This is a genomic window from Amycolatopsis keratiniphila subsp. keratiniphila (assembly GCF_001620365.2).
GTDB lineage: Bacteria > Actinomycetota > Actinomycetes > Mycobacteriales > Pseudonocardiaceae > Amycolatopsis > Amycolatopsis keratiniphila.
Genome location: NZ_LQMT02000007.1, coordinates 150,379 through 172,959 on the forward strand (window position 1 = coordinate 150,379; position 22,581 = coordinate 172,959).

The window sequence follows — 22,581 nt, forward strand, 5'->3', positions numbered from 1 at the left end:
CGAAAGCCACTTTCGCAACCCACCGCCACAACCTTCACCGACCGAGAGCCAGCGCCCGGAATGCCCTGAAGACAGGCCGCGTTGTCGCTTGTCGTAGCTCACCTACGAGAGAAGCGAGACACGGATGTCGTCTTTCGTCATGACCGCCGAGGAACGGGAAGCCTTCCTGAGCGAGGTCCACATCGGGGTCCTGGCCGTGGAGCGGGAAGGACGGGCACCGCTGGCCGTGCCGGTCTGGTACGACTACGAGCCCGGCGGCGAACTCCTGATCTGGATGGACGGCGGATCGGTCAAGGACAAGGCGATCAAGAAGGCGGGCAGGCTCAGCCTGGTCGCGCAGTCGGAGACGCTGCCGTACAAGTATGTGACGGCCGAGGGGCCGGTCATCGCGAACGACACGCCGCCGACCAGGGAACAGGCGCTGAAGATCGCGCACCGCTACCTGCCGGAGGACGAGGGCACGAAGTACGTCGACGGCGCGCTCAGCGACAACTCCGTGCTGGTCCGCGTCCGGCCGGAGAAGTGGCTGAGCAACGACCAGGGCAAGGCCTGACCGCACGACGGTGTCCCGGCGGGCAAGCCGCCGGGACACCGTCGTTCAGCCCGCGATCGGCTCGAACTCGACGACGCTGTCGAGCGCCTTGCCCATCGCGGCGTTCCCTTCGCGTTCGATCATGATCTCCACCAGCACCGGCCGCGACGTCCGCTCGGCCTCCTTGCGTGCCCACTCCAGCGAAGCCCGGATCTCGCCCGGTTCGGTGACGCGGGTGCCGGAGCAGCCGTAGGCCTCCATGACCTTCACGTTGTCCGTGCCGATCTTGTCGTAGTGGATGTCGACCTCGAAGTTCATCTCGTAGCCGGTCTCGGCCTGCCGGATGAGCCCGAGGTACTCGTTGTTCAGCATGATCAGCACGAACCCGACGTCGTACTGGGCGGCGACCGCCAGCTCCTCGACCAGGAACTGGAACGAGTAGTCCCCGACGACGCCGACGACCTCGGCCTCCGGTTTCGCCTTCTTGACGCCGATCGCCGCCGGGATCTCCCAGCCGAGCGGGCCCGCCTGGCCGCACACCTGGTAGTGCCGCGGCTTGTGCGCGCGCTGGAACTGCCCGGACCAGATCTGGTAGAGCCCGATCGCGGTGACGAAGTAGGCGTCCTCGCCGTAGAACTCGTTGATCTCCTTGAACACCCGGGGCGCCTTGATCGGCGTGTCCTCGAAATCCTCGCGCCGCGGCAGGCTCTCCTTGAGCTCGCCGATGCGCCGCGGCCACGCGCGATCCCGCGCCGGGGAACGCTTCGACGCCGCCTCGATCAGCGCGTCCAGGAAGGCGCCCGTGTCCGACACGATGCCGAGGTCCGGCCCGAACACCTTGCCCAGCTGGGTCGGCTCGATGTCGACGTGGATGAACTTCCGGTTCCCCCGGTAGACGTCGAGGTCACCGGTGTGCCGGTCACCGAACCGGGCGCCCAGCGCCAGCACCAGATCAGCCTCGAGGAACGCCGCGTTCGCCCAGCGCTGCGAGGTCTGGATACCCGCCATGCCGGCGAACAGTTCGTGGTCCTCGGGGAAGCTCCCCTTGCCCATCAACGTCACGCCGACCGGGACGCCGAGCAGTTCGGCCGCGGTGCGCAGCCGGTCGCTCGCGTCGCCGAGCACCACGCCGCCGCCCGCGAGGATCAGCGGCCGCTCGGCGGCCAGCAGCAGGTCCAGCGCCCGCTCGACCCTGGCCGGGGGCGGCGTCGCCCTGGTGACCGGGAGCGGCGAGTCGATGCTGGAGTCCCATTCGATCTCCTGCCGCTGGACGTCGATCGGCAGGTCGATCAGCACCGGCCCCGGGCGGCCGGACCGCGCGATCCGGAACGCCTCCCGGAACACCCACGGCAGCTGGGCCGCCTCCTTGACCTGCACCGCCCATTTGGTCACCGGCTTGGCGATCTCGACGATGTCGACGGCCTGGAACGCCTCGGTGTGCAGCTTCCGTGAGTCGGCCTGCCCGGTGATGCACAGGATCGGGATCGAGTCGGCCTGCGCGGTGTAGAGGCCGGTGATCATGTTCGTCCCGGCGGGCCCGGAGGTGCCGATCGCGACGCCGACGTTGCCGGTGGTCCTCGCCCAGCCGTCGGCCATATGGGTCGCGCCCTCCTCGTGGCGCACGATCAGATGCTCGATGCCGCTGTCCTGCATCGCGTGGTACAGCGGGAGGATCGCGGCGCCCGGGCACCCGAAAGCGGTGTCGACGCCCTCACTGACCAGGACGTCGACGACGGCCTGCATGGCGGGGATTCTTGGCATTCCTCACTCCTTGTTTTCCGCGCCGGACAGCGTTTCGACGACCTTCAGCAGGGCGGAGTGATCGAGCGAGCCATGGCCCATCGCCCGTCCGGCGGCGACGAGCTGGGCGACCAGCCCGGTGAGCGGCAGTGCGACGTCGGCCTGCCTGGCGGCGGCGAGCGCGATGCCCATGTCCTTGTGGTGCAGGTCGATCCGGAAGCCCGGTGCGAACTCCCGTGCCACCATGGACTTCCGCTTGAGTTCGAGGATCCGGCTGCCGGCAAGGCCGCCCGCGAGGACGTCCAGCCCGACGCCGGCGTCCACGCCCGAGGCTTCGAGCAGCACGATGGCTTCGGCGATCAGCCCGTACGTGCCGCCGACGACCAGCTGGTTCGCGGCCTTGACGACCTGGCCCGCGCCGTGCGGCCCGACGTGCACGATCGTCTTGCCGACCGCCTCCAGGATCGGGAGCCCGGCGGCGAAATCGTCGGCCTCACCACCGACCATAATGGACAGTGACGCCTGCTCGGCCCCGGCCTGGCCACCGGAAACGGGCGCGTCGAGCACGCGGATCTCGCGTTCCCCGGCTCGCTCGGCCACCTCGATGGACGTCTCCGGCCGGATGGTGCTCATGTCGATCAGCAGCGTGCCCGGCTTCGCCGATTCCAGCACCCCGCCCGCCGCGAGCACGACGGCTTCGACCTGCGGGTGGTTCGGCAGCATGGTGATGACGACTTCCGCGTCCGCCACGGCGTCGGTCACCCCGTTCGCGGCCCGGCCGCCCGCGGCCTCCAGCCTCGCGAGCGCGTCCGCGTTCGTGTCGAATCCGCTCACCTCGTGGCCGGCGGCGACGAGATGTCCCGCCATCGGCCCGCCCATGATCCCCAGGCCGATGAATCCCAGCTTGGTCATGCCAGTCCCCTTCGTTCGAAAGGCAGCCACGACAGCGAATCCGCGCTCGGGCCGTCGGGTTTGTACTCCACACCGACCTGCCCGCGATAGCCCGCCGTCTGCAGCTTCTCCAGGTAACCCTCGATGTCCAGCGTTCCGGTCCCCGGCTGGTGGCGCCCTGGGGCATCGGCGATCTGCACATGGCCGATCCGTCCGGTGTGGACGGTCGTGACCGTGTCGAGGTCGTCACCGTTGACCGCCAGGTGGTACAGGTCGGCCAGCAGCTTCACGTTGTCCCGCCCGAGTTCGTCGAGCACCTTCAGCACGTCGCCCGCGGTCTTGAGCGGGTATTTCTCCGCCCCCGACAACGGCTCGAGGACGATCTCCGCGCCTATCCGCGCGGCCGCGTCCGACGCGAGCGCCAGATTCGACAGGCCGAGCTTGTCCTGGGCGGCCGGATCCGCGCCGTCGATCCGGTTGCCGTAGAGCGCGTTGAACCGGCGGCAGCCGAGCCGCTCGCCGAGGTCGATCGCGGAGGCGATACCGCGGGCGTACTCGTCCTCGCGACCGGGCCAGGTGACCAGGCCACGATCACCACCCGCCATGTCGCCGGGGAAGAAGTTCAGCCCGGTCACCGCGACACCCGCCCGCTCCACCGACGCCACGAACGCGTCGACCTCTGCGGCGTCCGGCACCGGCGTCTCGAACGGCCACCAGTACTCGACCGCGGTGAAGCCCGCCGCGCGCGCCGCCTCCGCACGGTCGAGCAGCGGCAACTCGGTGAAGACCAGCGACAGGTTCAGCACGTAGGGCAGTGCGTGACGCGAACCGGCAAGATCAGCCATCGAAACCTCTGCAATTTCGCTCTGCGGAAACTTTCTTTCGTATATCGAGAATAGCCTGCTGACCTGTCCAGGTCAACGGGCGGTATACCGGCTACTGAGCGAAAGTCCGTGAAGGCCTCCTTGAGGGACTCTGGGTCCCTCAAGGAGGCCTTCACGGACTGGGGACACAGGACGCGCGGCGTGCGCGGAGGCGTGACTCGCGTGATCAGGGACGTGACTCGCGTGATCGGAGGCCGCACTCGGGTGTTCCGCCGCTGATCACGCGAGTTCCGTCTTCAGTCACGCGAGTCACGCCGCTGCTCACGTGAGTGCGGTGCCACGTCCTCGTGAGTGGCGACTCGGGTTATTGAGGGGCAAGGCAAACGTCGCGACACGGGCGCCGGTGGCGAGGTGGCCCGCGCGGGCGAGTGGCCGGGGCGAAGGCTCCCTTCACCGCATTCGACGCGGCGAAGGGCGCCTTCACCCCACCACCGATCACGACACGTTTGACTTACTGCTCAAGAGAACCCGAATCGCCACTCACGACCACCGTGAGGTTCAGCGGTTCTGGACGTGCTGCCAGCCGAAACGACCCTTGATGCAGAGGTTCCCGTGGGTAACCGAGCTCTCGTGGGGCGAGGTCACCTTGACGATCTCGTTGTCCTGGACGTGCAGCGTCAAGGAACAGCCGACCCCGCAGAAGGTGCAGACGGTGGTCGTCGCGGTCTGCCGCGACTCGTCCCAGGTCCCGTCCTCACGCTTGTCGTGCTCGCGTTTGAAACTCAGCGCGCCGGTGGGGCAGACCTCGACGCAGTTTCCACAGTAGACACACGCGCTGTCCGGCAGCGGGTTCGCGAACTCCGTCGAGATCCGCGCGTCGAAACCGCGTCCGGCCATGGTGATGGCGAAGGAGTTCTGCCACTGCTCGCCGCACGCGTCGACGCATTTGTAGCACTGGATGCATTTCCCGTAGTCGCGGACGTAGAGTTCGTTGTCCACTTTGACCGGCTGGCGGACGGTCGCCGCCGTCAGCCCGTCCGGGATCTCGTGCTCGCCGGGACGGCGGTCGTCGCGATCGTCCGAAGGGGGCGCGGGCGGGCCGAAACGGCCGGGTTCCGCCCCGCATTCGGCCATCCAGCCCGCGACGCCGGGCGTGGTGGACAGATCCGTCGCCGACCCGAGGAGTTCGAGCACCACCTTGCGGCTGAGCCTCGTCCGGTCGGTCTCGGTCCGCACCACCATCCCCGGTTCGGCCTTGCGGGAGCAGGACGGTACGAGCGTGCGCGATCCGTCGACCTCCACCATGCAGACCCGACAGGCGTTCGCCGGTTCGAGGGTGTCGCCGAAGCAGAGCGTCGGAATGTCCTTGCCCGCCGCGGCACAGGCGTCGAGAATCGTGGATCCCTCGGGAACCCTGACCGCCTCACCGTCCACAGTGAACTCGACGAGCCTGCGCGGGAGTCCCAGTCCGACAATGGTCACGATCGCTCCTCCAGTGCGCCGAGCCGGTCGATCGCCGACTCGATGGCGTTCCAAGCGGTCTGGCCCAGCCCGCAGATGGACGAATCCCGCATCACCTGGCCGACTTCGCGCAGCAGCGCGAGATCGTCGCCGCCGGTGCCGAGTTTGCGGCCGCCGACGATCCGGTGCAGTGCCTCCTCCTGCCGCACGGTGCCGATCCGGCACGGCACGCATTGCCCGCACGACTCGTCCCGGAAGAACGCCGCGATCCGCAACAGGAACCCGCCGAGGTCGGCTTGGTCGTCGAGCGCGAGCACGACCCCCGAGCCCAGCGTCGTGCCTGCGGCACGCGCGTCCTCCATGGTGAGCGGCAGAGTGGTTTCGTCCGGGCGCACGAAACCACCCGCCGCGCCGCCGAGCAGGACGGCCCGCAACTCACGACCCTCCGGCACTCCCCCGGCCAGTTCGAGCAGTTCCCCCAGGGTCGTCCCGAACGGCACCTCGTACACGCCGGGACGCCGGACGTTGCCGGACAGGCAGAACAGCTTCGGCCCGGTCGAGCGTTCGGTCCCGATGCGCCGGTAGGCCTCGCAACCTTCGGTGAGGATCAGCGGGATGTTGACCAGCGTCTCGACGTTGTTCACCACCGTCGGCTTGCCGAACAAGCCCTTCTCCACCGGGAACGGTGGCTTCGATCTCGGTTCGCCTCGATAGCCTTCGATCGAGTTGAAGATCGCCGTTTCCTCGCCGCAGATGTAGGCGCCCGCGCCGCGCCTGATCTCGATGTCGAACGTGAACCCGTGCCGCCCCAGGATGTTCTCGCCAAGAAAACCTCGTTCACGAGCCACGTCGATGGCGTTGCGCAGCACCTCCAGCGCACGCGGATACTCGCCGCGCAGGTAGACGTACCCCTTCTGCGCCCCGATGGCGAACGCGGCGATCGTCATCGCTTCGACGAGCGCGAACGGATCCCCCTCGATCAGCACGCGGTCCTTGAACGTGCCCGGTTCGCTCTCGTCGGCGTTGCACACCAGGTACCGGGTCCGTTCGGGCTGCCGGGCGGCGGCGTCCCATTTCCGGCCGGTCGGGAACGCCGCCCCGCCCCGGCCCATCAGTCTCGCATCGGTCACCTCCCGGATGACCCCGGCCGGCCCGAGCGGCAACGCGTTCCTCAACGCCGCGTAGCCACCGGCCGCACGGTAAGCGTCCAGGCTCCCGGGGTCGACGACGCCGACCCGGCGCAGCAGACGCAGGCTTGGTTCCCCTTGCTGCGGAACGGAAACCGGGGATTCCTCCCAAGTGGACGGTGCACGGGTGATTTCGCTTGGCGTGGCCGGTGCGAGCAGCCGCCCCTCCGCGGGATCACCCGCCTCGAAGGCCAGCGCCGCCGGAGCGCGTTCGCAGACGCCCAAGCACGGACTGCGATGCCAGGTGATCCCCGCGGCGTTGAAAGTCTCGGTCACCGCCTCCGCGCCGTTGACGCGGCAGGCCAGATCCGTGCAGACGTGGACCACGCGCGGCGGCCGTTCCTTGAGCGAGAACAGCGCGTAGAAACTCGCCACGCCATAGGCTTCCGCCGGCGGGACGTTCAGCCGGCGGCAAATGTGGTTCAACGCTCCCTGACTGATCCAACCGACCCGGTCGTTCACGGCGTGCAACGCGGGAAGCAGCTGATCGCGGCTTCCGGCGCCGAGCGCGTCGACCGCGTGCCGTTCGGCCTCCGTCGGTTCGGCGCTCAGGAAACGCAGGTCCATTCCGGCTCCTCACACGGTGACGGGCAGCTTCTCGACCCGGATCGCGGCGGCCTTGTACTCGGCCGTGCCCGCGACCGGACAGGTCGCCTCGATGGTGATGACGTTGACGTCGATCTCGTCCGGGAAGTGGAAGGTCATGAACGCCAGGCCCGGACGCAGCCCCTCGTCGATCCGGACCGGTGCCTCGATCTCTCCACGTCGGGACGAGATCCGCACGACCTCGTCCTCGACGACGCCGAGCCGCACCGCGTCCGCCGGGCACAGGTCGAGGGTCTCTCCACGGCGAAGCGGCGAAGGGAACCCGCCGGACTGGACGCCGGTGTTGTAGGAGTCCAGCCGCCGTCCGGTGGTCAGCCGGATCGGGAAGTCCTCGGTGAGCAGGTCCACCGGCGGGCTGTGGGCGATCACGGTGAACGGCGCCGGTCGGCCGCGTTTCGCGGGATCCTCTTCCCAGAGCCTGCCGTGCAGGAAGGTCGGTTCGAGCTCGTCCTCCCGGTAGCAGGGCCACTGGATGCCGCCGAGTTCCTCCAGACGCGCGTAGCTCATCCCGGCGTGCATCGGTGACAACGTCCGGAGTTCGTTCCAGACGTCCTCGCCGCCCTGGTAGTTCCAGTCGTGACCGAGGCGCCGGGCGAGTTCGCACAGCAACTGGATGTCGTCGCGCGCACCCTCCGGCGGTTCGAGCGCCTTGCGGACCCGCTGAACCCGGCGTTCGCTGTTGGTGAAGGTCCCGTCGGATTCGCACCACGCGGCCGAGGCGGGCAGCACGACGTCCGCCAGCTGTGCCGTCTTGGTGAGGAAGATGTCCTGCACCACCAGGTGTTCCACATTGGACAGACGTTTGATCGTGTGCGCACAGTCCGCCTCGGACTGGACCGGGTTCTCCCCGATGATGTACACGCAGGTCAGGTCGCCGCGTTCCATCGCGTCGAGCATCTGCGTGAGGTTGAGTCCCTTGCGCGGTGGGATGTTCGAGCCCCAAGCGGTGTCGAACCTCGCCCGGACGTCCGCGTCGAGGATGTTCTGGAACCCCGGCATCCGGTCCGGAATGGCGCCCATGTCGCCGCCGCCCTGGACGTTGTTCTGCCCGCGCAACGGGTTGAGCCCGGCGCCGTACCGGCCGACGTGGCCGGCCAGCAGCGCGAGATTGATCAGGGACAGGACGTTGTCGGTGCCGTTGTGGTGCTCGGTGATCCCGAGCGTCCACGACAGCTGACCGCGGTCGGCGCGGGCGTAGGTGTGCGCGAGTTCGCGGATCAGCTCGGCCGGGACGCCGGTCGTCTCCTCGGCGGCTTCGAGCGTCCACGGCTCGACAGAGGCCGCGAACTCGGCGAACCCTTCGGTGGCCCGTTCGACGAAGGCGGTGTTGGCCAGTCCCGAATGGATGATCTCGCGGGCGATCGCGTGCGCCAGCGGGATGTCCGTGCCGACGTGCAGCTGGAGCTGGCGGTGCGCCCAGCTCGCGGTGCTGGTCCGGCGCGGGTCGATCACGAACAGTTTCGCCCCGCGATGGACGGCCTTGAGCACGTGCTGGAAGAAGATCGGGTGGGCTTCGCGTGGGTTGCCGCCCCAGACGACGATGACGTCGGCGTCCTCGATCTCCTGATACGACGACGTCCCGCCGCCGCTGTCGAACACGCGCGCCAGCCCGGCGACACTCGGCGCGTGGCAGGTCCGGTTGCACGAGTCGACGTTGTTCGTACCGATCACCGCACGCGTGAACTTCTGTGCGACGTAGTTCATCTCGTTGGTCGCCCTGGCACAGGAGAACATGCCGAAGGCTTCGGGCCCCTTGGTGTCGAGCGTGCGCCGGAACCCGGCGGCGGCGCGCTCCAGCGCCTCTTCCCAGCTCGCCGGGCGCAGTTCGCCCGAATCGCGGACCAGTGGCCGGGTGAGCCGGACGTACGGCTCGGTGTTCTTGCGCTTCATCGGGTTCCTCCGATTCAGTGCGCTCCGACGGGAACGGCGTTCGCGGTCTGGCCGAGCAGGCCGATCGCGGCGTGGACGTGGCGCAGTGCGGGGGCGGGCACACCGGTCAGCTCCGCGAGCTCGACGACGGCGCCGATGATCGCGTCGGTCTCCAGCGGCTTGCCCGCCTCGAGGTCCTGCAGCATCGACGTCTTGTGGTGGCCGACGCGCCAGGCGCCGTTGATGCGCTTCTCGACCGACACCCGCGGGTCGCTCCCCGCGGCACGGGCGATCGCGAGGGTCTCGTTCATCATCGCGGCGACGAGCTCGCGGGTGTCCGGATGCTCGCACATCTGGACCATGGTCGCCCTGGTCAGCGCGCTGAGCGGGTTGAAGGCGACGTTACCCATGAGCTTGACCCAGATCTCGTCGCGCAGGTCGAGTTCGACGGGTGCCTTCAGCCCGCCCGCGATCATCGCGTCGGCGAGCGCCGCGCACCGGGACGTGACGCCGCCTTTCGGCTCTCCCAAAGCGAAGCGGGTCCCTTCGAGGTGCCGGATCACGCCCGGTTCCTCGATCACCGTCGAGCAGTAGACGACGCAGCCGATCGCGCGGCGCAGTTCGAGGACCTCGCTCACCGCGCCGCCGGGGTCGACCGTCTCGATGCGGCGGTTCTCCAAGGGATGTCCGGTCAGACCGTGGAAGTACCACCACGGGATCCCGTTCTGCGCGGCCACGATCGCGGTGTCCTTACCCAGCAACGGCGCGATAAGCGGGCCGCAGGAGGCGTAGGAGTTCGCCTTCAGGCCGAGGAAGACGAAGTCGACAGGTCCGACCTGCGCCGGATCGTCGGTGACGTGGGGACGGACAGTGAAGTTCCCGCGCGGGCTGAGCACCCGCACGCCGTGCGCGCGCATCGCTTCGCCATGCGCCCGTCTCGCGATGAGGTGGACCTCCGCACCGCCTCGGTGGAGCGCGGCGCCGGCGTACGCGCCGATCGCCCCCGCGCCCAGAACAGCGACCTTCATGACGTGCCTCCCGCTCAGCCGAAGACCAGATTGCATACAGTATCCTGTAGATGGTCGGCATGTCACGTCCCTCTTGCATTTCGTCCTCTCAATGCGGGCTGTCCCAAGCCGGAACTCGCGTGATTCCAGGCGCATCACGCGTGATTGGGGGCGGAACACTCGGCCTCGCGCGTGTTCCGCCTCCAATCACGCGAGTTCGGTCTCCAATCACGCGAGTTACGGCCAGGAGACCCCCCATTGAGAGGACGAAATGCGGACGAAGCGGTGAATGTCGGGATTTTGCATACCAAAACCTGTATCCTGAACCGGACGAGTCATCCGGAGGTCCTGTGAGCCAGCCCGTTTCACCCCTGCCCGACCGCGGCCCTACGGGTCGCCGCACCAAGGGCACGCTCAACCCGGCGACGGCCAAACGCGTCGAGCGGCCCGCTCCCCTGCGCCAGGTCGTGTACGAAGCGCTCGCGGAGCTGATCATCAACCGGACCCTCGAACCCGGCCAGCACCTGGTCGAGGCGGACCTCGCCGAGTACCTGGGGGTCAGCAGGCAGCCGGTCCGCGAGGCGTTGCAGCGCCTGCAGAGCGAGGGCTGGGTCGACCTCCGACCCGCGCAGGGCGCCTTCGTGCACATGCCCACCGACGAAGAAGCCGATCAACTGCTCAGCGTGCGCACCGTGCTGGAGGCGCACTCCGCACGTCTCGCCGCCGACAGGGCCGGCGAAGAAGACGTCGAACGCCTGTGGGAACTGCAGAAGACCGGATTGGAGGCGTTGGCCGCCGACGACACCGAAGGCCTCGTCGCGGCCAACGCCGCGCTCCACGCGTTCATCACCGAACTGTCCGGCAACGCCGTCCTCGCCGAGATGATCGGTATGGTCGACCGCCGCGTCCGCTGGTACTACACCCCGATCGCCCGTCCTCGCAGCCACGACGCCTGGCAGGAACACGAGGACCTGATCAAGGCCATCGCCGCCGGTGACCCCGTCGCCGCCGAACGGATCATGAATCAGCACACCGAACGCACCCGGCAGGCCTTCCACGAACGCCCGAAAGAGGCTTAGGCCGGGTTCAGCTCCTGCTCACGCTTCGGCGTCCGCGAACGTGAACGCCCGGGCTGGCGGAGCAGCAGACTGAGCCCTGCCGCGAACAGGCTCGTCCCGCCCGCGAGGAAGAACGCGCCGCCGTAACCCCAGGCCACCACGACCATCGCGCCGACACCGGAGCCGACCAGGCCCGAGATCAGCTTCGAGCTGTAGACCAGGCCGTAGTTGCTGGCGTTGTTGTTCTCGCCGTAGAAATCCGCCGTCATCGCCGCGAACAGCGGGAAGATCGCGCCGCCGCCGAAACCGGAGATCATCGAGGCCAGCAGGAACAGCGGCATGCTGCCGATCGAGCCGGACAGGTACACCGCGACCTGCGCGAGGCCGAGCACCACGCAGACCATGAACAGGGTCTGGCGCCGCCCGTAACGGTCGGAGATCCAGCCGATCACACCGCGGCCGGTGCCGTTGATGATCGCCTTCAGGCTCATCGCGAGCGCGACGATGCCGCCCGCGAAACCCATCTCGTTGCCGAACGGGACCTGCATCGCGATGCCGAAGATGTTCACCCCGGCCGTGCACAGCAGGCAGAACCACATCAGCGGCAGCATCCCGGTCCTGAGCGCCTCCTTCGGCGTGTACTGCTTCACCGCCGGCGGATTCTTCTGCAGCGACCGGCGGACCCGGGGATCGTCGGACACCTTCAGCGGATCGACGTGCGCGGGCCACCAGTTCTTCGGCGGGTCCTGGAAGTAGAAGCCGCTCACCGCGACCACCGCCGCCAGGAAGAGGCCGACGACGAGCAGGACGCCCGAAAAGTTGGAAAGGTCCATATAGGACGTGAAGAGGAAGATGAACGGCACCGAACCGTAGGCGAAGCCGCCGTTGACGAAGCCGGTTTTGCCGCCCCGGCGCTCCGGGTACCACTTCCCCACCATGTTGACGCAGGTCGCGTACACCAGCCCGGCCCCGCCACCGCCGAAGAAACCGAAGCCCAGGTACGCCCAGATCTCGCTGGGCGCGTAGGCGAGCGAAAGGTACGCGAGCAGGGTGCCCACCGCACCCAGCAGCATCGCCGCCTTGGCGGGCAGGGTCCCGTTCTCTCGCATCTTCCCCGCCGGGAAGGCGACGATCGCCTGGAAGAACACCCAGACCCCGAGCAGCCAGAAGATGGTGGCGCCGTGCCAGCCGTGTGCGGCCGACAGCGTCTCCTCCGCCGACGTGAACGCGTATTCCGACGAACTGATGGCCATCATGGCGATCCACGGCAGGATCACCATCGTCCATCGTGGACGGCCCATGATGTCGCGATCGGTTTCGCCGACACGATAGATCCGGCCGTTCGAATCGATTACTTCCTTGTACGCTCCGGGTGGTTGAGCCGCGGTCGATGACGTCATTGTCATTCTCCTTGGTCGGTTTGGGTCCGGAAATCAGCCGAGCAGTCCCGCGGAACGTGCCCAGCGATACTTCGCACCGAGCACGGCCACCGGTTTCTCCGTCGTGTAGGGATAGGCGACGACACCGTGCTCGTACAGAAAACTGCTGGCCTGTTCGACCTCGACATCGCCTGCCAGCGAGGCGACGACGGGCTTGTGTATCCCCTTCGCCCGATATTCGGAAACGACCTCCGAAACCAGTTCCGCGAAGATCATCGGCGGAGTGACGATAGTATGCCAATAGCCGAGGATCAAGGCATGGATTCGCTCGTCCGCCAAACCGAGCGCGATCGTGTTCCGGTAGGTGGCAGGTGGTTCGCCGCCGGTTATATCCACCGGGTTGCCCGCGGCACCGAACGGCGGAATGAATTCCCGGAAGGACGCGTCGAGATCGGCCGGGATCTCCATGAGATTCAGCCCGTTGTCCACACAGGCATCCGAGAGCAGGACACCGGAGCCGCCCGCGCCGGTGATGATCACGACGTTCTCGCCCTTCGGCGTCGGCAGCAACGGGATGCCTCGCGCGTATTCGAGAAGATCGTTGAGGCCGGGTGCCCTGATGACCCCGCTCTGGCGCAGGATGTCGTCGTAGACCTTGTCGTCGCCCGCCAGCGCGCCGGTGTGCGAACTCGCCGCTTTCGCCCCTTGGGAGGTGCGGCCCGCTTTGAGGACGACGACCGGTTTCCGCACCGAAACCCGTTTCGCCGTTTCCGCGAACGATCGCCCGTCTTTCAGATCTTCGAGATGCATGGCGATCAGGTCGGTGTTTTCATCGTGTTCGAAGAAGGTGAGCAGATCGTCCTCGTCGATATCGGCCTTGTTGCCGACTCCGACGATCGACGAGACACCCATTTTCGCCGACCGGCTGAAACCGAGGATGGCCATCCCGATGCCGCCACTCTGCGACGAGAGCGCGACACCGCCCTTGACGTCGTACGGCGTGCAGAACGTCGCCGAAAGATTCTCGGGCGTGTAGTAGTAGCCGTAGATGTTGGGGCCGAGGATCCGGACGCCGTGCTCCCGCGCGATCGCGACGACCTGGTCCTGGAGTTCGATGTTGCCGGTCTCGCCGAAGCCGGACGGGATCAGGATCGCCCCGGCCACCCCTTTCCGGCCTGCCTCCGCCAGCGCGGCGGGGACGAATTTGGCCGGGATGGCGAACACGGCGACGTCGACATCGCCCGGAACGTCGGAAATGCTCGGATAGGCCTTGCGGTCGAGGATCTCGGCGGCCTTGGGGTTGATGGGATGGATCTCCCCCGCGAACCCGCCGTTGACGAGGTTCTTCATCACCGAGTTGCCGATCTTGCCCGCCTCGGCGGACGCGCCGATCACCGCGATCGAAGCCGGTTTCATGATCCGGGTCATCGACGCCAGGATCTCCTCCTGGGAGAACCGCACGGGCTCTCGCGCCGCTTCGGGATCCACCAGGATCCGGACGTCCACCGCGGTGGCGCCGTCGGGAGTGGCCAGCACCGGGTTGAGGTCGACCTCGGCCAGCTGCGGGAAGTCGGTGACCAAGGTGCCGACGCGTGTGAGCACGTCGGCCAGCGCGTCCCGGCTCACCGGCTCCGCGCCCCGGACGCCACGCAGGATCTCCGCGGCCGCGATGCCGTCGATCATCGAGAACGCCTCGTCCCGGTCGAGCGGGGCCAGCCGGAACGTGACGTCCTTGAGTACCTCGACCAGCACCCCGCCGAGGCCGAAGGCGACGATCTTGCCGAAGGTGGCGTCGGTGGTGGCGCCGATGATCACCTCCTGCCCGCTGCTGAGCATCCGTTGCACCTGCACGCCGGTGATCTCGGCGTCGGCGTCGTAGGCCTCGGCGTTGGCGACGACGGCCCGGAAGCCGTCCGCCACCTCGTCGGCGGTCGCGAGGCCGACGAGCACCCCGCCGGCCTCCGTCTTGTGCAGGATGTCCGGCGAGACGATCTTCAGCACCACCGGGAGGCCGATCTCCTCCGCCTGTGCGACGGCCTCCTCCGCGGTGGTGGCCAGCCGTTCCGCCGGGGTCGGGATCCCGTAGGCCTCGCACACCTGACGGCCTTCCGGCGCGGTGAGCGACGTCCGCCCCTCGGCGGCGACCTTCTCGAGGATCTTCTCGACGATCTCTTTGTCTGCCATGAGCCCTCCTCAGATCACGCCGGCCGCGCGCAGCCGGTCCAGGTCGTCCGCGCCGTAACCGAGTTCGCCGAAGACCTCGGCGTTGTGTTCGCCGAGCAACGGCGAGCGTTCGACCTCGACCGGCGAATCCGACAGCTTCAGCGGGCAGCCCACGGTCTTGAAGGCACCGCGTTCGGGATGGTCGACCTCGACGACCGAGCCGAGCTCGGCCAACGTGGCGTCCTCGGCGAGTTCCTTGGTGGACAGGATCGGGCCGCAGGGGATGTTGTGGGCGTTGAGCGCCTCCATCACCTCCCATTTGGTGTGCTTCTCGGTCCACTCCTCGATCATCCCGAAGGCCTTGTCCAATTTGGACAGCCGAGCTTCCGGGGTGGCCCAGTCCGGATCCTCGGCCAGTTCGGGTTTGCCGATCAGGCGGGTGATCGGCTGCCAGCCGACCGGCTGGATGATCACGTAGATGTAGTCGTTCGGTCCGCCCGGCGCGCATTTCACCGCCCAGCCCGGCTGACCGCCGCCGGACGCGTTGCCCGAACGCGGGACCTCGTCACCGAAGACGTCGTTCGGGTACTCGTCGAGCGGGCCGTGCGCCAGCCGTTGCTGGTCACGGAGCTTGACGCGGCAGAGGTTCAGCACGGCGTCCTGCATCGCGACCTGGACCCGCTGCCCGCGGCCGGTGTTCGTCCGCTGGTAGAGCGCGGCCAGGATCGCGGCGACCAGGTGGATACCCGTCCCCGAGTCCCCGATCTGCGCGCCGGTCGCGGTCGGCGGGCCGTCCTCGAAGCCGGTGGTGCTCATCGCGCCGCCCATCGCCTGCGCGATGACCTCGTAGGCCTTGAAGTCCGCGTACCGGCCGGGTCCGAAACCCTTGATCGAGGCGTAGATCAGTCTCGGGTTCAGCTCCGCCAGCCGCTCCCAGGGGTAGCCGAACCGGTCGACCACGCCGGGCCCGAAGTTCTCCACCAGGACGTCCACACTGGACACGAGCTGGTCGAAGACCTGCTTTCCCTGCTCGCTCTTCATGTTCAGGGTGATGCTGCGTTTGTTGGCGTTCAGCATCGTGAAGTAGAGGCTGTCCACCCCCGGCAGGTCCCGGAGCTGGCCGCGGGTGATGTCGCCGCGGCCGGGGGTCTCCAGCTTGATCACGTCCGCGCCGAGCCAGGCCAGGATCTGCGTGGACGAAGGTCCTGATTGGACATGCGTCATGTCGAGGACGCGGACGCCGTCGAGTGCCTTTCCCATCGGTGATCCCTCCCGGCTACTTGTACATGGTCTGGTTCATGGTTCCGGGCGCGTACACGTCCGGGTCGATCCAAACGTTGATCAGCGAAGGCTTCCCGGACTCGCGGGCGCGCAGCAGCGCCGGGCCGATGTCCGCGGGGTCGCGCACCGCCTCGCCGTGCCCGCCGAGCATCCTGGCGAACTCGTCGTAGGGCACGTCGCCGAGCGTGTTGCCGACGCGCTCCCGGCCGAGGCCGTACTTCGCCGCCTGGCCGTACCGGATCTGGTTCATCGAGGAGTTGTTGCCGACGATGCCGACGAACGGCAGGTTGAACCGCACCAAGGTCTCGAAGTCCCAGCCGGTCAGGCTGAACGCGCCGTCGCCGAAGAGGGCGACGACCTCCTTTTCCGGCCGCGCGTGCTTCGCGGCGAGCACGAACGGGATCCCGACGCCGAGCGTGCCGAGCGGACCGGGGTCCATCCAGTGCCCCGGCGCCTTCGGCTGGACGACCTGTCCGGAGAACGTCACGATGTCGCCACCGTCGCCGATGTAGAGCGAGTCCTCGGTGAGGAATTCGTTGATCTCGTGCACCAGCCGGTACGGATGGATCGGGCTCGCGTCGGAATGCTGCAGCGGCAGGCGCTTCTGTTTCGCCTTCGCTTCGACGTCCTGCAGTTCTTCCAGCCAGATCTTGCGCGCGACGGCACCGTTGTCGACCCGTCCGGTGGCCGCCTCCGCGACCGCGGCGAGCACCTGCCCCGCGTCGCCGACGATGCCGAGGTCGACGTCCCGGTTCTTCCCGACGGTGCGGTAGTCGAGGTCGATCTGCACGACGGTCGCGTCCGGCGAGAGCCGTTTGCCGTACCCCATCCGGAAGTCGAACGGGGTGCCGACGATGACGATCACGTCGGCGTTGTCGAAGGCGTACCGGCGCGAGAGCTGGAAGTGGTGCGGATCGCCGGGCGGCAGCGTTCCGCGGCCGGCGCCGTTCATGTACGCCGGGATGTTCAGCCCGCGCACCAGCTCGGTCGCCGGTCCGGTGGCTCGGGTCGTCCACACCTGGCTGCCGAGCAGGATGGCCGGCTTCTTCGCGTGGACGAGCAGGTCCGCGAGTTTCTCGATGTCGGCCGGGTCGCCGGCGTTCCGGGTGGACGCCCGGTACCGGCCCTCGCTGGGGATCCGTGCCTGGTCCACCGGGACCTTGGCGTCGAGGACGTCCCTGGGAATCTCCAAAAAGGACGGACCAGGCGCGCCGTGGTAGCACTCGCGGAACGCCATCGAGACCAGGTCCGCGACCCGCGCGGTATGCGGGACGGTCGCGGAGAACTTGGTGATCGGCGCCATCATGTCGACGTGCGGGAGATCCTGCAGTGAACCCATCTTGTGCTGCGTCAGCGCTCCTTGCCCACCGATGAGCAGCATCGGACTCTCCGCACGCAGCGCGTTCGCGACACCGGTGACCGCGTCCGTGGTCCCCGGGCCCGCGGTGACGACCGCGCAGCCGGGGCGGCCGGTGATCCGCGCGTAGCCGTCGGCCGCGTGCGCCGCGACCTGCTCGTGCCGGACGTCGATGACTTCGATGCCCTCGTCGACGCAGCCGTCGTAGATGTCGATGATGTGCCCGCCGCACAACGTGAAGATCGTGTCGACGCCCTCCGCCTTGAGCGCCTTGGCCACCAGGTGGCCGCCGGAGATCAGGTCCGGGGCGGGTTCGGAACCGTTGGTGGTGGCCTTCGTCGCGGTGTCCCCCGCAGCGGTGCCGGTCGTTGGCGCCATCGTTCAACTCCTCCATCTCGCACGCCGGACCTCTCTGATCCGTGCGCTCGTCTCCGGATCTGCTCCGTCCGCCCGTCCCTGCTCGAAGCCCCCTGGTCGCGGCAGACTGTAGATTGCATACCGTATGAGGTAGGCATATAGTTACTCTTCGAACGCTCCGGTGTCCAGGGCCGCAAGCAGGTTTCCTCTCCCTCCGCGAAAGGACTTCACGTGGACCTTTTCGAGCACGAGGCACGGGATCTCTTCGAGCGGCACGGTGTCCCGGTCCCCCGGGGAAAGGTCGTCACCACCCCGGAATCCGCGAGGGCGGCCGCCGCCGAGCTGGGTGGATCCGTCGTGGTCAAGGCACAGGTGAAGACCGGCGGCCGAGGTAAAGCCGGCGGGGTGAAGGTCGTCCACTCCCCCGACGACGCCGAACAAGCCGCCGACGACATCCTCGGCATGGACATCAAGGGACACTGCGTTCATCAGGTGCTCGTCACCGAGGCCAGCGCGATCGCCGAGGAGTACTACCTCTCCTTCCTTCTCGACCGCGCGGCCCGGACCTTCCTCGCGATGGCGTCGGCCGAAGGCGGGATGGACATCGAGACGGTCGCGGCCACGAAACCCGGGGCGCTGGCCAGGATCCCGGTCGATCCGCTGACCGGGGTGGACACCGCGCTGGCGGCGCGGATCATCGAAGAGGCCGGGCTACCGGCCGCGGCGGCGGGCGCGATCCGTGCACTGTGGACGGTCTTCGCCGCGGAGGACGCCACGCTCGTGGAGGTCAATCCGCTCGTGCTGACCACGGACGGGACGGTCGTCGCGGTCGACGGGAAGGTCACCCTCGACGCCAATGCCGCGTTCCGGCAGCCGTCCCACGCCGAGTTCGTCGAGTCGCCGGACGAGAACCCGCTCGAACGCAGGGCCAGGGAGACCGGGCTCAACTACGTCAAACTGGACGGCGACATCGGCGTGATCGGCAACGGCGCCGGTCTGGTCATGTCCACTTTGGACGTTGTGGCCGCAGCCGCCGCGGAGGCGGGTGCCCGAGGGCCCGCGAACTTCCTCGACATCGGCGGTGGCGCGTCGGCCGAGATCATGGCGGCCGGGCTCGGCGTCATCCTGGACGACGAACAGGTGCGTAGCGTCTTCGTCAACGTCTTCGGCGGGATCACCGCTTGCGACGCCGTCGCCGCCGGGATCGTGCACGCGCTCGCCCTGCTCGGCGACCGCGCGGCCAAACCGCTGGTGGTCCGGCTCGACGGCAACAACGTCAGCGAAGGCAGGCGCATCCTCGTCGAGGCCGCGCATCCCCTGGTGACCCTGGTGGACACGATGGACGACGCCGCATCCGCGGCGGCGAAGCTGGCGGCCGCGGAACCGGAGGCGTGAGATGTCGATCTTCCTCGACGAACACAGCAAGGTCGTCGTCGCGGGGATGACCGGCGCCGAGGGGCGCAAGCACACCGCGCGCATGCTGGCCGCGGGCACGAACGTCGTCGGCGGGATCAACCCGCGCAAAGCCGGGCAGGAAGTCGTGCTCTCCGGACGCGCTCTGCCGGTATTCGGCAACACCGCGGAAGCCGTCGCCGCGACCGGCGCGGACGTCTCGGTGCTCTTCGTCCCGCCGCCCGCGGTGAAGGACGCCGTCATCGAAGCCGTCGACGCCGCAATCGCGATGGCGGTCGTCATCACCGAAGGGGTTCCGGTGCACGACGCGACCGCTTTCTGGGCACACGCGAAGGAAAGCCCGACGCGGGTGATCGGGCCGAACTGCCCGGGTGTGATCAGCCCCGGCCGGTCCAACGCCGGCATCATCCCGGACGGGATCACGAAACCCGGCCGGATCGGGCTGGTCTCGAAATCCGGCACGCTGACCTATCAGCTGATGCACGAACTACGCGAACACGGGTTTTCGACGTGTGTCGGCATCGGCGGCGACCCGATCATCGGCACCACGCACATCGACGTCGTCGAGGCGTTCGAAAAGGACCCCGAGACCGACGTGATCGTGCTCATCGGGGAGATCGGCGGCGACGCCGAGGAACGGGCCGCCGAGTACGTCCGGGCGAGGGTGAGCAAACCCGTCGTCGGCTACATCGCCGGGTTCACCGCTCCGCCGGGCAAGACGATGGGACACGCCGGCGCGATCGTGTCCGGGACCGGTGGAACGGCCGAGGCGAAGAAGAAGGCGCTGGAGGCGGCCGGGATCCAGGTCGGCCGCACACCGAGCGAGACCGCGGCGATCGTCCGGGAAACCCTCGTCCGGTGAGCGAGATCGACGCGCTGCTGGCGAACGCGCGCGCCTACAAGGAGACCGTCGGCGAGGCGACGAGGCGGCCACGGCGGCGGATCGCCGTCGTGGCGTGTATGGACGCGCGGATCAGCGTGTACCGGCTGCTCGGGCTCCGTGAAGGCGAGGCACACGTCATCCGGAACGCGGGCGGCGCGGTGACCGAGGACGTTCACCGACACCGATTTCGCCCGGCAGATCGAGGCGAGCACGGGGATCCGGCCACCGTGGGCGGCGGAGACGTTCATCGACTCCGCCCAGGACGTCCGGCAGTGCATCGCGCGCCTCCGGACGTCACCGGTCCTGCTGCTAAATGTGGCGTGTTGCGAAAGCCACTTTCGCAACGTCAGCTGAAAGGTCAGGACAAGCCGAGGCGGTCCGGCCGGCTGTAGACGTTCATCGACGTGCCCCGCAGGAACCCCACGAGCGTCAGGCCCATCTCCGCGGCGAGGTCCACCGCCAGCGACGACGGCGCGGAAACCGCCGCCAGCAACGGGATCCCGGCCATCACCGCCTTTTGCACCAGCTCGAACGACGCCCGTCCGCTGACCATCAGCACCGTCCCGGACAGCGGCAGCCTCCCCTGGCGCGCCGCCCAGCCGACCACCTTGTCGACGGCGTTGTGCCTGCCGACGTCCTCCCGCAGGCACAGCAGCTCCCCGGTCGCACTGAACAGACCCGCCGCGTGAAGCCCGCCGGTGCGGTCGAAGACCAGTTGCGCGGTACGGAGCCGATCCGGCAATTCGGCCACTGTGGACGGTGAGATCACCAGACCGTCGCCGTCCACCGGCCACGTCGCGGTGGTCCGCACGGCGTCAAGGCTCGCCTTGCCGCAGAGCCCGCACGACGACGTGGTGTAGAAGTTGCGCTCCAGCGAGGCGTCAGGTGGCGCGACCCCTTCGGTGAGGAGGACGTCCAGCACGTTGTAGGTGTTGGCCCCGTCGGCCGTCGCGCCCGCGCAGTACCGGATCGACCGGATGTCGTCGCTCGACCGTGAAACCCCTTCGCCCACCAGGAATCCGGCCGCGAGATCGAAGTCGTGACCGGGCGTGCGCATCGTGATCGTCAGGGGTTTGCCGCCGACGCGGATCTCCAGCGGTTCTTCGACGGTCAGCGTGTCCGGGCGGGCACCGGGCACTCCCTCCACGACACGGAGTACCCGCCGCCTGCTCGTCACCCGGCCCATCAGCGGATCGCCGGCAGCAGCGATTTCGGCCGTCCCGGCTGGGAAAGCCGCCCGCCGAGCAGCGCGCCGAGAACGCTCAGCACTCCCGCGACGGCGAACGCGCCGAGATAGCCGTGGGTGGACACGACGAACGCGGCGAGGCCGACTCCGAGCAGTGCCCCGACGGCTTTGGCGGAATACAGCACCCCGAAGTTCTGCAGCGCGGACTCCTCGCCGAAGTAGTCGCGGACGAGGGACACCAGCAGCGAGTAGCAGCTCCCGTTGCCGAGCCCCGCCAGCGCGGCACCGGCGACGAGTCCCGCCGCGTTGTGGCCCGCGTAGAGCAGGACGAACTGGGCGATCCCGCCCGTGGCCAGTGCCAGGCGCAGGATCCGGCGACGGCCGAGCCGGTCGGAGAGTCCGCCGAGCAGGACCCGCCCGGCGCCGGTCACCCCGGCGAGTACCGCGAGCGCGACGGCGGCGAGCACCGGCCCACCACCTTGCGCGGCGACGAAGGTCGCGAGGTAGGCGACGTCGAAGAGCAGGACGGCGGCGGCCAGCACGACGATGAGGTACATCGCCACCGCGGTCGGGCATCGGAGCACCTCCGACGGCCGGTACTCCCGCAGGGCGGGCCGGTTGACCGCGACGCCGCGGTTGCGCACCTTGTCGGCCGCCCACACCCGCGGGTCCGGGTGTTCCGGCCACCACCGGGGCGGCGGATCGCGCAGCAGTACCGCGGTGCTCGCGATCATCATCAGCACGGCCACCGCGACGACGTCCAGCAGCGGCCGCCGAGTGCCCGCCGTCAGCCAGAAACCCCCGGCCAGCACGAAAACCACGCTCCCGTAGGCGAAAGCCCCGCTGACGGCGCCGACCCGGGCCGGGATTCGGTCAGGGAACCAGTTCATCACCGTGCCGACACAGGTCGCGTAGACGACGCCCGTCCCGATCCCGCCGAGCACCGAGTAGCCGATGAACATCGTGAGCAGATTGCTCGCGTGCCCCAGGGTGAACATGCCGGTGGAGCAGAGCACCCCGCCGATGATCACCGCCACCGCGGGCGGGAACATCCCGCGCTCGCGCAGCCTGGCGACCGGGTACACCACGCACGCCTGGCACACCGTCCAGAGCGCGAAGGAGACGACCACTTCGGGGAACGTCCATCCGTAGGTGGCCATCAAGACCGGCGCGACGACACCGAAGCCGTACTGCTGGATCCCGGCGGCGAACATCGCGGCCCAGCTCAGCCACGACATCCATGACCGCGGCTTGCCGAGCAATTCCACATCGCTTTCGCCGACGCGATACCGGCGGCCGTAGTGGTCTCGCAGAATTCGAGGATCGGGCATGGGTCCCACCCCGCTCACGGCAGATTGTATACAGTATGTAGTCTGGTTATAGCACT

At 68.3% G+C, this 22,581-nt stretch carries 17 protein-coding genes; 4 read left to right on the forward strand and 13 right to left on the reverse strand.

What is annotated here, in order from left to right:
- The first annotated feature begins 124 nt into the window (after positions 1 to 124).
- On the forward strand, positions 125 to 553 hold the full coding sequence (locus tag AVR91_RS05060) for a pyridoxamine 5'-phosphate oxidase family protein (protein ID WP_016334712.1): 429 nt from the start codon (positions 125 to 127) through the stop codon (positions 551 to 553).
- 45 nt (positions 554 to 598) lie between these two features.
- Here the strand turns inward: AVR91_RS05060 and gcl are convergent, their stop codons facing one another.
- From gcl to AVR91_RS05095, 7 genes are all read right to left on the reverse strand, one after another.
- Positions 599 to 2,293, reverse strand: coding sequence for a glyoxylate carboligase (gene gcl / locus AVR91_RS05065; RefSeq protein WP_076857261.1), 1,695 nt, complete (start codon positions 2,291 to 2,293; stop codon positions 599 to 601).
- A 3-nt stretch (positions 2,294 to 2,296) separates the two neighbouring features.
- Positions 2,297 to 3,184 carry a 2-hydroxy-3-oxopropionate reductase gene (locus tag AVR91_RS05070; protein ID WP_063270836.1) on the reverse strand — a complete coding sequence of 296 codons (888 nt, stop codon included), beginning with the start codon at positions 3,182 to 3,184 and terminating at the stop codon, positions 2,297 to 2,299.
- Positions 3,181 to 4,008 carry a hydroxypyruvate isomerase family protein gene (locus AVR91_RS05075; RefSeq protein ID WP_063270837.1) on the reverse strand — a complete coding sequence of 276 codons (828 nt, stop codon included), beginning with the start codon at positions 4,006 to 4,008 and terminating at the stop codon, positions 3,181 to 3,183. Before AVR91_RS05075 ends, AVR91_RS05070 begins: the two co-directional genes overlap by 4 nt.
- A 537-nt stretch (positions 4,009 to 4,545) precedes the next feature.
- Complete coding sequence (locus AVR91_RS05080) at positions 4,546 to 5,469, reverse strand: 2Fe-2S iron-sulfur cluster-binding protein (RefSeq protein ID WP_063270838.1); 924 nt, start codon at positions 5,467 to 5,469, stop codon at positions 4,546 to 4,548.
- Positions 5,466 to 7,202, reverse strand: coding sequence for an NAD(P)H-dependent oxidoreductase subunit E (locus AVR91_RS05085; protein WP_063270839.1), 1,737 nt, complete (start codon positions 7,200 to 7,202; stop codon positions 5,466 to 5,468). The genes AVR91_RS05080 and AVR91_RS05085 overlap by 4 nt, the downstream gene beginning before the upstream one ends.
- A gap of 9 nt (positions 7,203 to 7,211) precedes the next feature.
- A complete protein-coding gene (locus AVR91_RS05090; protein WP_063270840.1) occupies positions 7,212 to 9,131 on the reverse strand; it encodes a molybdopterin oxidoreductase family protein in 1,920 nt (639 codons plus the stop codon).
- Between the two features lie 14 nt (positions 9,132 to 9,145).
- A complete protein-coding gene (locus tag AVR91_RS05095) occupies positions 9,146 to 10,138 on the reverse strand; it encodes a 2-dehydropantoate 2-reductase (protein WP_063270841.1) in 993 nt (330 codons plus the stop codon).
- A gap of 329 nt (positions 10,139 to 10,467) precedes the next feature.
- Here AVR91_RS05095 and AVR91_RS05100 point away from each other — a divergent pair, with 329 nt between their 5' ends.
- On the forward strand, positions 10,468 to 11,196 hold the full coding sequence (locus AVR91_RS05100) for a GntR family transcriptional regulator (protein ID WP_063270842.1): 729 nt from the start codon (positions 10,468 to 10,470) through the stop codon (positions 11,194 to 11,196).
- Here AVR91_RS05100 and AVR91_RS05105 read toward each other — a convergent pair.
- Genes AVR91_RS05105 through AVR91_RS05120 form a run of 4 tightly spaced genes read right to left on the reverse strand, consistent with a single transcriptional unit; the run spans position 11,193 to position 17,733 of the window.
- Entirely contained in the window at positions 11,193 to 12,575 is a 1,383-nt protein-coding gene (locus AVR91_RS05105; RefSeq protein WP_063270843.1) for an OFA family MFS transporter, read from the reverse strand. The two genes, AVR91_RS05100 and AVR91_RS05105, sit on opposite strands and share 4 nt — an antisense overlap.
- A 33-nt stretch (positions 12,576 to 12,608) precedes the next feature.
- Positions 12,609 to 14,738 (reverse strand): acetate--CoA ligase family protein, encoded by a 2,130-nt coding sequence (locus AVR91_RS05110; RefSeq protein WP_063270844.1) that lies wholly within the window; start codon positions 14,736 to 14,738, stop codon positions 12,609 to 12,611.
- A gap of 9 nt (positions 14,739 to 14,747) precedes the next feature.
- Positions 14,748 to 15,977, reverse strand: coding sequence for a formyl-CoA transferase (frc, locus tag AVR91_RS05115; protein WP_063270845.1), 1,230 nt, complete (start codon positions 15,975 to 15,977; stop codon positions 14,748 to 14,750).
- A gap of 16 nt (positions 15,978 to 15,993) precedes the next feature.
- Complete coding sequence (locus tag AVR91_RS05120) at positions 15,994 to 17,733, reverse strand: thiamine pyrophosphate-binding protein (RefSeq protein ID WP_211282632.1); 1,740 nt, start codon at positions 17,731 to 17,733, stop codon at positions 15,994 to 15,996.
- A 210-nt stretch (positions 17,734 to 17,943) separates the two neighbouring features.
- Here AVR91_RS05120 and sucC point away from each other — a divergent pair, with 210 nt between their 5' ends.
- A complete protein-coding gene (gene sucC, locus AVR91_RS05125) occupies positions 17,944 to 19,107 on the forward strand; it encodes an ADP-forming succinate--CoA ligase subunit beta (protein ID WP_063270846.1) in 1,164 nt (387 codons plus the stop codon).
- Between the two features lies 1 nt (position 19,108).
- Positions 19,109 to 19,987 carry a succinate--CoA ligase subunit alpha gene (gene sucD, locus AVR91_RS05130; RefSeq protein WP_063270847.1) on the forward strand — a complete coding sequence of 293 codons (879 nt, stop codon included), beginning with the start codon at positions 19,109 to 19,111 and terminating at the stop codon, positions 19,985 to 19,987.
- A 379-nt stretch (positions 19,988 to 20,366) separates the two neighbouring features.
- Here sucD and fdhD read toward each other — a convergent pair whose 3' ends face one another.
- Together fdhD and AVR91_RS05145 are read right to left on the reverse strand one after the other, a co-directional pair.
- Positions 20,367 to 21,194 carry a formate dehydrogenase accessory sulfurtransferase FdhD gene (gene fdhD / locus AVR91_RS05140; RefSeq protein ID WP_076857262.1) on the reverse strand — a complete coding sequence of 276 codons (828 nt, stop codon included), beginning with the start codon at positions 21,192 to 21,194 and terminating at the stop codon, positions 20,367 to 20,369.
- Entirely contained in the window at positions 21,194 to 22,525 is a 1,332-nt protein-coding gene (locus AVR91_RS05145; RefSeq protein WP_063270849.1) for an OFA family MFS transporter, read from the reverse strand. Before AVR91_RS05145 ends, fdhD begins: the two co-directional genes overlap by 1 nt.
- Positions 22,526 to 22,581 lie beyond the last annotated feature (56 nt).